General features: G+C 71.0%; 6 protein-coding genes. 4 read left to right on the forward strand and 2 right to left on the reverse strand.

Annotated features, from left to right (window positions below; all coding sequences use genetic code 11):
* Positions 1-27: 27 nt before the first annotated feature.
* From mxcG to D7Y13_RS04210, 4 genes are all read left to right on the forward strand, one after another.
* The gene (mxcG, locus tag D7Y13_RS04195; protein WP_120582502.1) at positions 28-4,368 is read left to right on the forward strand and encodes a myxochelin non-ribosomal peptide synthetase MxcG; all 4,341 of its coding nucleotides are present in this window, start codon (positions 28-30) and stop codon (positions 4,366-4,368) included.
* Positions 4,365-5,642: a 3-deoxy-7-phosphoheptulonate synthase class II gene (locus tag D7Y13_RS04200; RefSeq protein WP_120533878.1), complete on the forward strand. Its 1,278-nt coding sequence runs from the start codon at positions 4,365-4,367 to the stop codon at positions 5,640-5,642. Before mxcG ends, D7Y13_RS04200 begins: the two co-directional genes overlap by 4 nt.
* A gap of 118 nt (positions 5,643-5,760) precedes the next feature.
* Positions 5,761-8,280 (forward strand): TonB-dependent siderophore myxochelin receptor MxcH, encoded by a 2,520-nt coding sequence (gene mxcH / locus D7Y13_RS04205; protein ID WP_244222316.1) that lies wholly within the window; start codon positions 5,761-5,763, stop codon positions 8,278-8,280.
* Positions 8,281-8,334: 54 nt separating this feature from the next.
* The gene (locus D7Y13_RS04210; RefSeq protein ID WP_120582500.1) at positions 8,335-9,588 is read left to right on the forward strand and encodes a DUF4374 domain-containing protein; all 1,254 of its coding nucleotides are present in this window, start codon (positions 8,335-8,337) and stop codon (positions 9,586-9,588) included.
* 97 nt (positions 9,589-9,685) lie between these two features.
* Here the strand turns inward: D7Y13_RS04210 and D7Y13_RS48600 are convergent, their stop codons facing one another.
* Both D7Y13_RS48600 and D7Y13_RS04220 read right to left on the reverse strand, forming a co-directional pair.
* On the reverse strand, positions 9,686-12,133 hold the full coding sequence (locus D7Y13_RS48600) for a PAS domain S-box protein (RefSeq protein WP_120582499.1): 2,448 nt from the start codon (positions 12,131-12,133) through the stop codon (positions 9,686-9,688).
* Between the two features lie 433 nt (positions 12,134-12,566).
* Positions 12,567-14,603 carry a membrane dipeptidase gene (locus tag D7Y13_RS04220; RefSeq protein ID WP_120582498.1) on the reverse strand — a complete coding sequence of 679 codons (2,037 nt, stop codon included), beginning with the start codon at positions 14,601-14,603 and terminating at the stop codon, positions 12,567-12,569.
* Positions 14,604-14,676: the final 73 nt, after the last annotated feature.

The following is a 14,676-nucleotide window of genomic DNA, read 5'->3' on the forward strand; positions in this document are numbered from 1 at the left end:
CCCTTCCCCCTCGGAGCTCCCCCCGTCATGCACCCGACCCAGGACGAGAACCGCCCGCTCTCAGCGGCCCAGCACGGCATCTGGGTGGGGCAACAGCTCGACCTCCAGAGCCCGGTGTACAACGCCGGGGAGTGCATCGAGTTCAAGGGCGCGGTGGACCCGGTGCGCTTCGAGTCCGCCCTGCGCCGCACGGTGGCGGAGTCCGACGCGCTGCACTCGCGCTTCGTGACGGGTGAGCACGGGCCGGCGCAGCGCATCGGCGCGGGCACGGACTGGACGCTGCACCTCGTGGACCTGAGCGCGGAGGCGGACCCCTGGGCCGCCGCGCGCGAGTGGATGTGGAAGGACCTGGGCCGCACGGTGGACCTGGCGACCGGGCCGCTGTTCTCCCAGGCCCTGCTCACCGTGGGGCCGGAGCGCTCCTTCTGGTTCCAGCGCATCCACCACATCGCCATGGACGGCTACGGCTTCTCGCTGCTCGCGCGGCGGGTGGCGGAGCTCTACACGGCGGAGGCGAACGGCAAGCTGGCCCCGGTGGGCTTCAACCGGCTGGGCCCCGTGCTGGACGAGGACGTGGCCTACCGCGAAGGCCCCCAGTGGCAGAAGGACCATGACTTCTGGGTGGGTCGCTTCGAGGACGCGCCGGTGCCCGCGCTGCTGGCGGAAGCGGCGCCCATGTCGTCGCGCTTCCTGCGGCGCTCGGAGCACCTGTCCCCTGAATTGATGGCGGCGTTGCAGGCCGGCGCGAAGCAGGCGGGCGTGAGCTGGTCCGACCTGGTGCTGGCGGTGACGGCCATCTACCTGCACCAGCGGACGGGCGCGCCGGAAGCGGTGCTGGGCCTGCCGGTGATGGGACGGCTGGGGTCGGCGGCGCTGAAGGTGCCGTGCATGGCCATGAACATCGTGCCGCTGCGCATCGCCGTGCGGCCCGACGCCGGGCTGTACGCGCTGGCCCGCGACGTGGCGGCGGAGATGAAGGCCGCACGTCCGCACCTGCGCTACCGCTACGAGCAGCTCCGCCGCGACCTGCGCCTCGTCGGTGGACAGCGCAAGCTGTTCGGCCCCGTCGTCAACATCATGCCGTTCGACTACGCCCTGGACTTCGCGGGCGTGCCGGGCACCGCGCACAACATCTCCGCCGGTCCCGTGGAGGACCTGTCCTTCGGCTTCCATGCGCGCTCGGGCGGCAAGGACCTGCGCGTCGATCTGGACGCGAACCCCTCCTGCTACACGGAGGCGTCCCTGGCCGAGCACCAACGCGGCTTCCTCCAGCTCCTGGAGTCCCTGCTCGCCACGCCGGAGCAGCCCGTGCGTCGGGGCCCCGCGAGCTGGGGCGCCACCGGGGTCGCCGGTCCGGACGCGTCGATCCTCGACGGCGGGCCGGTGCCTGGCGTGCGCCCGGTGCTGGAGATGCTGAAGGCACAGGCCGAGGCCCGGCCGGATGCGATCGCTTTGGAGCACGGCCGCTGGCGGATGACGTACCGCGAGCTGCTGGCGGCGTCCCAGGCACTGTCCCTGCGGTTGCTGGAAGCGGGCGTGACGCCGGACACGGCGGTGGCGGTGAAGGTGCCCCGGGGCACCGATGCCATCGTCGCCAGCCTGGGCATCCTGTTCGCGGGCGCGGGCTACCTGCCCATCGACCCGTCGGGGCCTGCCACCCGCAACGCGGCCATCCTGGAGGACGCGCGCCCGGCCGTGATGCTGGTGTCCGAGCGCCCGACGCCCGACGCGGATCCGACCGCGCCCGGCGTCCTGGTGGTGCAGCGGCTGGAAGCGAGCGCCGAGGTCGCTCCGGCGTCCGATCCGGAAGCCCGCCTCGCCTACGTCATCTACACCTCCGGCTCCACCGGCCAGCCCAACGGCGTCCAGGTTCCCCGCAGTGCCCTGGCCCACTTCGTCGCGGGCGCGACGCAGCGCTACGCGGTGGGTCCCGACGACCGGGTGCTCCAGTTCGCCCCGCTCCACTTCGATGCCAGCGTGGAGGAGATCTTCGTCACGCTGTGCGCGGGCGCCCGGCTGGTGCTGCGCACCGATGAGATGCTCCAGTCCGTGCCCCGCCTGATGGACGCCTGCGCGGAGGCCGGCATCACGCTGCTCGACCTGCCCACGGCCTTCTGGCACGAGCTGGCCTACAGCCTGTCCACCGGCGCCGCCCGCCTGCCCGAAGCCCTGCGCACGGTCATCATCGGCGGTGAGGCGGCCCTGCCGGAGCGCATCGCCCGCTGGCGCGACGTCGCGGGCGACCGCGTGCGCCTGCTCAACACCTACGGCCCCACCGAGGCCACCGTGGTGGCCACCGTCGCCACCCTCGCCGGCCCCGACGCGCTCGCTTCCGGTGACGAAGTGCCCATCGGCCGTCCGCTGCCGGGCGTCGTCGCCGCCGTCATCACGCCGCAGGGCCGGCTGGCCGCTCCGGGCAAGGAAGGCGAGCTGTGCCTGATGGGCGGAGCGCTCGCCCGGGGCTACCTGGGTCGTCCGGAGCTGAACGCCGCGCGCTTCACCTCCCTGGCGCTGCTGGAGGGTCAGCCGCGCGCCTACCGCACCGGCGACAAGGTGCGCGTGCGCGACGACGGCCAGCTCGTCTTCGTGGGCCGCGTGGACGACGAGTTCAAGATCAGCGGTCACCGCATCGATCCCGGCGAAGTCGAAACCGTGTTGCTCAAGCATCCGGGTATCCGCGAGGCCGCCGTCGTGGGACAGGTGTTGCCGGGCGGGTCGCGCCGGCTGTGCGCGCACCTGGTCGCTTCTCCTGAGCCCACGCCCGCGGAGCTGCGCAAGCACCTGCTGACGGCGCTGCCCGCGCCCATGGTGCCCAGCGCCTTCGCCTTCGCCCAGCGCCTGCCGCGCACCCGCAACGGGAAGATCGACCGCAACGCGCTGAAGAACGCACTGCCGCCGGATGAGGGCGCCGCGCTGCTCGCCACCGCGACGCCGCTGGAGCGCACCGTGCTGGAGGTCTGGGAGCAGGTGCTGGGCCGCGCCGCCTCGTCGCTCCAGGACGACTTCTTCGAGCTGGGCGGCCAGTCCCTCCAGAGCATCCAGGTCGCCAACCGTCTGAGCATCGCCGTGGGCCGCGAGGTGCCGGTCGCCACCGTCTTCCGTCACCCCACCGTGTCGGGCCTCGCCCAGGCCCTGGAGCGCGGCAGCGCGGAGGGCTCCGAGCCCGGCGGCCTCACCGCCGCGATGCTCGCGGACGCCGAGCTGGGCCTGGACATCGTCCCCGCCACCACCGGCGAGGCCTGGGCGCGCGAGTCCACCCGCCTGGGCACCGGCTTCCGCCAGGTCCTGCTCACGGGCGCCACCGGCTTCGTCGGCGCGCACCTGCTCCACCAGCTCCTGCAACAGCCCGACGTCCGCGTCATCTGCCCCGTGCGCGCGAAGGATGAGGCGCAGGCGATGGAGCGGCTGAAGTCCGCGCTCGTCGGCCAGAAGCTTCCCACCGCGGGGCTGGAGGCGCGGGTGCTCGCGCTTCCGGCGGACCTGTCCCTGCCGATGCTGGGCCTGGACGCCACGCGCTTCCACGGCCTGGCCGCGGAGTGCGACGCGGTCATCCACAACGCCGCCGTGGTCAGCGTGGTGCGCGAGTACGGCAGCCTCCAGGGCGTCAACGTCCGGGGCACGCGCGAGCTGCTCAAGCTGGCCGCCGCCGTGCGACCCAAGCCCTTCCACTACGTGTCCACGCTGGCGGTGGCCCCGCAGACGAACCTGGCGCCGGACGTGCCGGAGGCCTTCGTCCCCGCGCACCCCGGCCTGCGCGACGGCTACCAGCAGAGCAAGTGGATCGCGGAGCGGCTGGTGCAGCAGGCGTCGGAGCGCGGCCTGCCCGCGACGGTGTACCGCCTGGGCCGCGTGGTGGGCGCGCCGGACACCGCGCTCGTCAACACGCAGGACCTGGTGTGGCGCATCGTGCTCGCGGGGCTCCCCGTGCGCGCCCTGCCCCTCTTGGACGTGGGCGAGGTGTGGACACCGGTGGACTTCGTCGCCCGCGCCATCGTCCAGCTCGCGCGCCGCTCGCACCCGGGCGCCGTGTTCAACCTGACGCCCACCGCGGAGGTGCGCCTGTCCGAGCTGTTCGGCTGGGTGCGCGACTACGGCTATCCGCTGGACCTCTGTCATGTCCCCGAGTGGCGCGAGCGTGTCGCGCGCGGCTCCGGGGGCCACGACGCCACCCTGGCGTTCTTCGACCTGCGCAGCGGTGACTCCACGCCCGCCTTCGGCCTGGGTCCCATCCGCTGCGAGCAGTTGCTGGCCGCCCTGGAGGGCACGGACGTCGTGTGCCCTCCCACCGACCGGAATCTCCTCTACCGCTACCTCGACTCCTGCGTCGCGCAGGGAATCCTGCCTCCGAAAGAAACGGCGCTCCCGTGACGAACTCCTCCTGGTCTCCCTCCTCCTGGCGCGCGAAGCCAGTCCGCTACATCCCCGACGACTACCCCGACCTTCCCGCCCTCGCGCGCGTGGAAGCGGAGCTGGCGAAGCTGCCGCCCCTGGTCCCCGCGGAGGAGACGCGCCGGCTGCGCGACGCGCTGGGACAGGTCGCCGAAGGCAAGGCGTTCCTCCTTCAGGGCGGTGACTGCGCGGAGAGCTTCAAGGAGTTCGCCGCCCAGAACGTCCGGGACACCTTCCAGTTGCTGTTGCAGATGGCGGGCGTCCTCACCTTCGCGGGTGGCTGCCCGGTGGTGAAGGTGGGCCGCATCGCGGGCCAGTTCGCCAAGCCGCGCTCCAACGCCACGGAGACGATCAACGGCGTCACCCTGCCCAGCTACCGCGGCGACATCATCAACGGCATGGACTTCAACTCCCGCGAGCGCACGCCGGATCCGCAGCGCCTCTTGCGCGCGTACCACCAGTCCGCGGAGACGCTGCAACTGGTGCGCGCCTTCGCCCGCGAGGGCTACACCGACCTGACCCGCCTGCTGGGACACCGGCCGGAAGCCGAGGGCGCCGTGCGCCCGGTGGACTTCTTCACCAGCCACGAAGCCCTGCTCCTCAACGTCGAACAGGCGATGACCCGCGTCGATGAAGCCACGGGCGGCTGGTACGACACGTCCGCGCACATGCTCTGGATTGGCGAGCGCACCCGCCAGTTGGACGGCGGCCACGTGGAGTTCATGCGCGGCATCCAGAACCCCATCGGCCTCAAGTGCGGCCCCACGATGGAGCCGGACGACCTCTTGCGCCTCATCGACACGCTCAACCCCCAGGGCATCCCGGGCAAGCTCACGCTCATCGGGCGCTTCGGTTCGGATCAGGTCGCCATCGCCCTGCCCCACCTGATGGCCGCCACCCGCCGCCATGGCGGCCCCGTGGTGTGGTCCATCGACCCGATGCACGGCAACACGCACAAGGCCAGCAACGGCTACAAGACGCGCTCGCTGGAGCGCATCCTCGCGGAGGTCATGGCCTTCCTCCAGGTCGCCGCCGCCGAGGGCGTCCACCCCGGTGGCCTCCACCTGGAGATGACCGGCCAGGACGTCACCGAGTGCCTGGGCGGTCCGCTGGACGTCTCCGAGGACGACCTCTCCAGCCGCTACCACACGCACTGCGATCCGCGCCTCAACGCGGATCAGGCCCTCCAGCTCGCCTTCCGCGTCGCCGACGGCCTCCACACCGTGCGCGCCCCCCAGGCCCGCGCGGCCTGACGCGGCGCGCGGCCTTGACAGTCCCGAACCGAAGCGGCTAAACGTCGCGCCGCTGATAATGAGAACCATTTTCATAATCACGAATGAGTGGCGGCGGTTCGGGGCGGGCGCCGCGCTGTTGACGAGCCTGTGTCTGGGCGATCCAGCGCACGCGGGCGCGATGCAGACAGGCGGGGCCGCGCAGGGGCCGGAGGCCACGCCCTCCGCTTCGGCGGCACCGGTCGCCGCTCCGGCGGCACCGGTCATCGAAGCGCCGAAGCTCCTCCAGAAGACCGAGGCTTCCTACCCCGCCGAGGCCCTGGCGGCGCGCCTGGAAGCGAACGTGCGCCTGCAACTGAAGGTGGACGCGGAAGGAAAGGTCACCGAGGCGGAGGTGATGGAGCCCGTAGGCCACGGGTTCGACGAGGCCGCGCGCACCGCCGCGCTCCAGTTCCGCTTCGAGCCCGGCAAGCGCGACGGCGTCGCGAAGCGCTTCCGCATCGTCTACACCTACGCCTTCCGGCTCCCGGTGGACGCCGCCCCTCCGGGCCCCGTGGCCGAAGCCGGCACGCCCCCGGACGCGGCGTTGCCGCCCGAGGTGGTCTCCAGCACGGATGAGAACACCATCGATGTGACCGTCGTCGGCGAGTCCGCCGCCGAGCGCCACCGCCAGTCGGCGGAAGCGGTGCAGGTCATCGAGATGGAGCAGATCGGCTACGAGACCGCGGACCTGGGCAAGGCCCTGGCGCGGACCGAAGGCGTGGACGTGCGCCGGGCCGGAGGCCTGGGAAGCAACACGCGCGTCTCGCTGGCGGGCCTGTCGGATGATCAGGTGCGCTTCTTCGTCGACGGCATCCCGCTGGAGTTCGCGGGCTACGGGCCGGGGCTCGCCAACGTGCCGGTGAACCTGGTGCAGCAGATGGAGGTCTACCAGGGCGTCGTGCCCATCCGCTTCAGCGCGGACGTGCTGGGCGGCGCCGTGCAGCTCATCACCGACCAGGACGTCCACGACTCCGGCGTGGCGGCCTCCTACGAGCTGGGCTCCTTCGACACGCACCGCATCACCGCGAGCGGCCACCACCTGCAGGAGTCCACCGGCCTGCTGGTGCGCGCGCACGGCTTCTACGACAACGCCCGCAACGACTACCTGGTGGACGTGCAGGTCCCGAACGACGCGGGCAAGCTTGCGCCCGCGCGACTGCCGCGCTTCCACGACGGCTATCAGGCCGGCGGCGCGAGCCTGGAGGTGGGCTTCGTGGACCGCCCGTGGGCCCAGCGCCTCCTGGTGCGCGCCTTCATCAACGCGACCGACCGGGACATCCAGCACAACCCGTCCATGACGCAGGTCTTCGGCGACGTGACGGGCACGGACGGCTCCGCGGGCACCACGCTGCGCTACGCGCAGACCTTCGGCCAGGGCCTCACCGTGGACACCGTGGGCGGCTATACGTTCCGGCGCAGCCGCTTCCTGGACGTGAGCAAGTGCCGCTACGACTGGTACGGCCGCTGCTTCGTGACCCTGGAGACCGGGGGCGAGATGGACTCCGGGGCGGTGGAGCGCTACGTCAACCAGCACGCCGTCTTCGCGCGCTTCAACGCGAGCTGGCAGCCGGGCGCGCCGCACACCCTGCGGCTCGCGGTGGCGCCCACGTTCGTCGTGCGCACGGGCGAGGACCGCCAGCTCCAGCTCCTCCAGCAGGCGGATCCGCTCTCCGCGGATCGCGACGTGGGCTCTCTGGTGACGGGCCTGGAGTACCAGTACGAAGCGCTCGAGGGCCGGCTGCAGAACGTCGCCTTCGCCAAGGACTACCTCCAGTCCACGGGCGCGCAGAAGCTGCTCGCGAGCAACGAGTTCCTGGACCTGACCCGGACCACGCACGAGCTGGGCGTGGGGGACAGCTTCCGCCTGCGCCTGACGCCCACCCTCACCGCGAAGGCATCCTACGAGTGGGCCACGCGCCTGCCCCGTCCGGACGAGCTCTTCGGCGACGGCCTGCTCATCGAGGACAACCTGGAGCTGGTCCCCGAAACCAGCCACAACTTCAACCTGGGGTTGGGCGTCTCCCTGCTGCCCGGCCGCCACGGCTCCTTCCGCGCCAACGTGGGCGGCTTCGCGCGCCTTTCGGATCAGCTGATCACGCTCATCCCGCAGGGGAGCTTCTCCCGCTACCAGAACGTCTACGCCGCGCGCTCGCTGGGGGTCATCGGCGCCGCCGGCTGGACGTCCCCCGGACAGCTCCTGTCGCTGGACGGCAACGCCACCTGGCAGGACGTGCGCAACGTGTCCGGCGAGGGCAACTTCGGCTCCTTCAAGGGCCAGCGCATTCCCAACCAACCCTCCCTGATGGCCAACGGCAGCGCGCAGGTGAAGCTCTCGGACCTGCTGCGCTCCCAGGACGAGCTGCTCATCACCCTGCGCTCGCGCTACGTGCATGAGTTCTTCCTCGCCTGGGAGGGCGCGGGCGCCGCGGCGACCAAGCTGACCATCGACACGCAGCTCACGCACTCGGTGGCGCTGACCTACGTGATGCGCGACACCCCCACGAAGCTGAGCTGGACGCTGGACCTGCAGAACCTCACCAACGCCCGCACCTTCGACTTCTACGGCGTCCAGCGCCCCGGACGCAGCCTCGCCGCCAAGTTCACGCTGGAGCGCTGAAACGCGCCTCCCGCATCCGCACGCAGCACCCACACCCCATCGAAAGGGAAGTCCTTGAAGCCCTCACCCTTCTTCCGAACCTCGGGCCGCGTCCTCGCGGCGCTCGCCTTCAGCTTCGTCGCGGCCTGCGACAACACGGATCCGGACAACGGCAACCCGGACGCGGGCACCGGCACCAACACGTCGCCGCTGTACGCGTTCGTGGCGCAGGTGAGCGCGGACTCCGCGTCCACCAGCTACATCATCCTCACGGACAAGGTGGACCACACCGAGCCCCTGTCGCTCGCGAACGCCACGGAGATCAACGGCCGCGCGCTGGGCTCCGGCATCGAGAAGACGGGCGCCATCTTCGTCTCCAGCAGCGGCTCCGCCGTCGTCACCCGCTACAACGTGACGGCCGACAACAAGCTGGAGAAGGCCGGCGAGGTGAGCTTCGCGGGCAAGGGCCTGACGACGATTGGCGAGTACCAGAACCAGTTCCAGTTCGCATCGGACACGAAGGCCTACTACTTCGACGGCCGCACCGCGCAGATCGTCATCTGGAACCCGAAGGAGATGACGCTGACGAACACCCTCGCCCTGCCGGGCATCACCATCGACGGGACGGTCCTGTCGTTCGCGTCCAATCCCATCCGCGTGGGCACCAAGGTGCTGATGCCGCTGGCCTGGCGTCCGTCCGCGGGCATCGGCATCACCAAGAAGGCGGGCATCGTCATCCTGGACACGGCGACGGACACCGCGCAGGTCGTCACCGACGACCGCTGCGGCTACGTGCGTGACGGCGTGGTCGGCACGGATGGCCAGGTGTACCTGGCGACGGAGGCGTACGGCGCCGCGGTGAAGCGCACCGCGCAGGCGAACCCGGACGTGCCCGCGCCCTGCCTGCTGAAGTTCGATCCGCAGACGGCCACCTTCGACCCGGCCTTCTACAAGGAGCTGGGCACGCTGACCAATGGCGGCGCCACGGGTTCGCTGCTCCAGGGCCCCGCGGGCTCCGGCTTCCTGCGCGTGCTGGACGAGTCGACCTACACGGTGGTGGACGGCACGCACCCGCGCGTCATCGCGAGCGCCGTGGCGTGGAAGTGGTGGAAGCTGGACCTGAAGGCGGACATGACCGCGGCCACGCTGGTGGACACCCTGCCGGCCAGCACGGGCAGCTCCTTCCTCTTCCACGCGGGTGACCGCACGCTGTTCACCGAGTTCACCAACAGCAGCGGCACGACGAACTTCCGCGAGCTGACCGACCTGAGCGGCAAGCTGGTCGCGACGCACGACGGCCTGTCGTTCTCGTTCCTGCAGCTGCGCTAGTCGTCCCTTGCGACAACCCAAGGGCCCTCGTGGCTCCGGACGCGGGAAGGCAGGACGCCTTCTTTCCGCTTCCGGCACCCCGGGGGCCCTTTCCCTTTCAATGGGGAGCACCGGCCTGCGCCTCCACGGACACCTGGGACGGGAGCGTGAAGGAGAACGTGCTCCCCGCCCCCGGAAGGCTCTGCACGCTCAGCTCTCCTCCGTGGGCCTCGACGAGCCCCTTCACGATGGCGAGCCCCAGCCCCGCCCCCTCCTTGCGCCTCGCGTGGGCCTGCCAGAAGGGTTTGAAGAGGTGCGGGAGGTCCTCCGGTGGAATCCCGGACCCCGTGTCGCGCACCGAGAAGCGCACCTGGTCTCCTTCGGCCTCGACGCACAGGGTGATGCTCCCGCCTTCAGGCGTGAACTTGAGGGCATTGCCAATGAGGTTGGAGAAGATCTGCAGCGTCCGTTCCCGGTCGGCCAGGACCCTGGGCAGCCCCTCCGGGATGAGGGCCACGAGGTGGAGTGAACGCGCCTCCGCGAGCGCCCGGTGCAGCTCCACGGCCTCGCGGACCAGGGGCGCCACCTCCAGCGCTTCACGCTCCACCGACAGGCCGCCGCCCTCCATGCGGGCCACGTCCAGCAGGTCCTGGATGAGCCGGTTCGCGCGCTGGAGCGACTTCTCCAGGGAGTCCAGGGGCCGCTGGAGGGCGCGCCCCTCTGGCAGCCCCTTGCGGAGCACCCCGGCGCTCAGGGCGATGACGTTGAGGGGCGCGCGCAGGTCGTGGGCGACGATGCGCAGCACCTGATCGCGGACCCGGGTCGCCTGTTGCGACTTCTCCAGGAGGAGGTGCCAGGACTGCTCCATCCGCTTGCGCTCCGTGATGTCCTGGATCTGCGAGACGAAGTGCAGGGGCTCCCCGTGGGCATCGCGGACCATCGAAGCCGTCATCTGGACGGTCACGATGCGGCCGTCCCGATGGAAGTAGCGCTTCTCCATCTGGTACGAGTCGATGTCGCCCTGGAGCAGCCGGCGCACGTTCAGCAGGTCCAGCTCCAGATCCTCCGGGACGGTGATGTCCTGGAACGTCCTCGCCAACAGCTCCGCCTGCGAATAGCCGACCATGTGGCGCAGTGAGGCGTTCACGTTGAGGAACCGGCCACTCAGGTCGACCAGGGCCATCCCGATGGGCGCGTCCTCGAAGGAGGTCCGGAAGCGCTCCTCGCTGTTGCGCAGCACCTCCTCCGCCTGCTTGCGCGTGGTGATGTCGCGAAGGATGACGGTGAGGGTCCGGGCCCCTTCCACCTCCAACTTCGAGATGCTGGCCTCCGCGGGGAAGGTCTCTCCCCCCTTGCGCCGGCCGGAGATGGGCTGCCGCACCCCCATGTGCCTGGACGTCATGGAGCCCCCGGCGAAGTGTTGGACGTGCCGCGCGTGGACGGCCTGGAGGCTCTCGGGCAGCAGCACCTCCAGGGACCGGCCCACGACCTCGCTCGCGGCGTAGCCGAAGATGCGCTCAGCGCCCGCGTTGAAGAGGATGATGCGCTGGGCATCATCGATGGAGATGATGGCGTCCGCCGCGTTGGAGACGATGCCGGCGAAGCGCGCCTCCGACAGCCGCAGGGACTGCTCCACCAGCCGGTTTCGCGCGTCCAGCCGGGAGACGATCCTCGCGTTCCAGAAGGTCACGGCGAGGAAGGCGACCATCGTCAGGCCCGCGAAGAGCGTGACGCCAAAGGCGGGCCCGAAGTACGCCAGCCGCTCCCCCAAGAGCCGGACCCCGCCCACGACCAGGGGCGCGAGGATGGCCGTCGGAAGGATCCGCCGCGCCAGCAGGCCGCCCAGGTCCTTCTTCAGGAGCACGCCCATCAGCCCCCGCTCCGGGTGGACGGAGAGGATGGCGAGCGACAGCAGCAACAGGACCAGCGCCGTGTGCAGCCCCATGGGGGTGAAGGACGACGGGGAGCGGACGGGCGGCTGCGGCCCCGCCTCGCGGAACAGGAAGCCCAGGAGGACCCACGTGGCCATCAGCGCACAGGCCAGGGCCAGCCACCGGGCGGGGCGCCCCCCCTGGCGCGTGCGCACGTGCAGCACCAGGAGCGCCAGTCCCGTGAGACAGAGCCCCACCCCGCTGCCCGGCGTGTCGAGCACGGACGTCGGCGCGCCCCCTCCGTCCCCGAGCAGGAGCCGGTGGACGCCCACGCCGCCCCCGAGCGCGGACCACCCGAGGGCTTCGATCCCCAGCAGCGCGGCCACCGTCGCCAGCCCACGCCCCACGCTCCGACGCCACCCCTGGACCGGCGCCTTGTGGAGCCACCAGAGCGCGCCGCCGGCCGCCATCAACCCCAGCGCCACGCCCGGCACCATCACGCCCGTGCGCGTCGAGGAGAGGGCCACGACGAGGCTGGGGACGCCCAGCACCCAGCCCACAAGCACGAGCGCCCCCATCCCCACCGCGGACGCGCTCGCGACCGGCACCAGTCCGCCGAGCATCCACTGGAGCCGCTGGAGCGAGTCGCTTCGCGAGCGTCCCAGCGTCTGGGCATGCGACTCCGGTTTCGTCATGGAGGTGGGGCCCCCGCCGTCCAGGCGTGGGCCCGGCCGGGCTCTCTCCCCAGCGCGCCCCCTCCCGGGGCAGAGGCTCCGTGGCGGGCAGGGCCGTGAGCGCCAGGGAGCCTTCGCCAGGCACGCGGACAACCGGTGGACCCCTGGCCGTGCGGGGCCATCGCGCGTCCGAAGCGCGGTGGGTGCGCGAGCCTGACGCGGGCGCCCGCTCCCCGGGCTGCGTCGACGAAACCAGACAGGCGGCTGACGCGGACGGGGATTCGCATGGCGGGGCCAGACGGAAAGCTGGAGTCCCTTCGGGGGTCCGGCAACGCGCAGGACGCCCCAGCGGGACGGAAGGGCTGCCCGGCTGGCGGCCTTGGTTTCAGGGCGGGCAAAGAAAAAGGGCGGCGCCCGGATGGACGCCGCCCCGGTTCAGCACATCAGGACTTCATCAGGTGCACATCAGCCACGAGCACTTGTTCGACTGGCACTCGCGCCCGGTGGAGCACAGCGAGCCCTTGGGACGCTTCTCCACGCACTTGCCGGAGTTGGTGCCCCAGCCGCAGAACTGGGTCGCGCCGCAGTGCGAGTCGGTGGTGCAGGAGCAGGTGCCGTTCAGGCCGCTGCAGCCGTCAATCGCGTTGCAGGAGCCACTGCGGCACTCCTGGTTGAAGCGGCACGTCTCCGCGACGTACTTGGTGGCGGGCGCGTAGGCCTTGCCGCAGATCTGCGGGAAGGCCGCCTCGCGGGTGGCCTTGGGGACGTAGGCCGCGACGCCGCCGGTGTCGATGTCGTTCGCCGCGTCCGCCATGCCGGAGCGGGCGCCGTTGGCGCGCTCCCACATCCGGATGTAGTTCTCCGACGAGCCCTCCAGGCCGCTGGTGTTGACGCCCAGCTGCTTGAGGTCCTTCACCACGTCCGGCAGCAGGCCCACGTGGGCCAGGCCGTAGATGTCGAAGTCGGTGCCCAGGCGGCCCGGGCCGGAGACGCGCTGCTGCTCGCGCTGCGCATCCGCCTCCGCGCGGAAGCCGGCCGAGCACGCGCCGAAGTCACCGAAGCGCGGGCGCGTCTGCTGGATGAACCCGTTCAGGTCCGCGCCGAAGCCCATGTTGACCTTGAGGCCCTGGCGGCCGAACTCGTACGCCTGCGCGAGCGAGCGCGTGGAGCCCTGGCAGGAGTTGGCGACGGCGGTGCGGGTGTAGTCGCGCGTCTCGTCGTGCGCGGTGCGCAGGCCGAACATGCCGCCCGTCTGGCGCACGTAGCGCACCACCCAGGACGGGGTGGTCTTCTCGTTGGCGGCGAGCGCCGGGTTCATGATCTCCCGGAAGTGGCCGTGGGAGATCATCAGCGGGTAGTAGGTGTTCGCCTGGGACACGGCATACGTGTCCTGCACGCTCTTCTCGGACATGTGGGCGATGTCGATGATCATCCCCTTGGCCATCATCTCCTGGACCAGCGCCTTGCCGTCCGCGGTGAGGCCCTTGGTGTTCTTGCAGTTCGCGTCCACGTCGAAGCCCAGCGTGAAGCCGGAGCCGGTGAGGCCGCAGTCCGTGTCGATGTGACAGTTCTCCAGGAACTGGGCGACCTGGAAGATGGCGTTGTGGGGCGCGGCGCCGCCAAAGCGGTTGTCCAGCTGGTGCACGGGCTGCAGCGAGCGCACGCCCAGCGAATAGACGCGGTTCAGCTCCGAGCGCCAGTCCTTGGTGCCGAACAGCTTGCTGGACTCGATGGAGAGCACCATCGCCAGCTTGCCGGAGGCGATGATCTGCCGGGCATGCGCGGGTGACAGGGCGATCTCCGCCCAGTCGGTGCGGGCATCGAAGTCGCGGGCCATCTGGAGCTGGACGTCCACGTCCATCATCTCGTCACAGGGCCGCTTGAGGTTCTGGTACGGCAGCGCCTTGCAGAGGAACTCGTTGCTGACGAGCGACACCATGACCAGGGACATGCCGCCCTGGCGGGCCTTGTTGAGCCAGCCTTCCCACGCCTGCTGGTGCGCGATGGTGTCCCAGCGGGGCCACTGGGTGTTGACGTCCTTGCGGCCCAGGTGCAGGCCGGTGTCGCCCTGCGTGCCTTCGACCTGACCGATGACCTCCGAGGCCAGCGCGCCGCCGACGCCGAAGACATCCGACAGGATGGGCACGCCGCCCAGGTTCACGCTGCCGGAGTTGGGACAGAGGTTGAGCATGTCGCGAAGGTCCATGCGGACCCGAGCATGGTCGCTCTCCGGCTCACCGCCGTCACAGCTCGCGAGCGTGCCGGTGTGGCTGCCGTGGAACCAGCCGCCGCCGAAGGCCTCCTCGGCGAACATGTGGTGATGCATCTCCGCGAAGCCGCCCACGGCCAGCGGCTGGGCGACCTCCGCCGGGGCCTCGGGTTGCGCGGACGGAGCCTCGTCGGAGACGGGGCCACAGCCCAGCGCGAGCGCGGAGGCCGCGAGGACTGGAGAGAACAGACTGCGGGGACTGAAGCGGGAACGACGTGACATGCGGTGCACCTTTCTTGGGGGGAAGGCTCACCGGGCGTATCAGCAGTCGTTCCAGCTAATCAATTCTCACGGG

Origin of the sequence: Corallococcus praedator, assembly GCF_003612125.1 — a bacterium.
GTDB classification, from domain to species: Bacteria; Myxococcota; Myxococcia; order Myxococcales; family Myxococcaceae; genus Corallococcus; species Corallococcus praedator.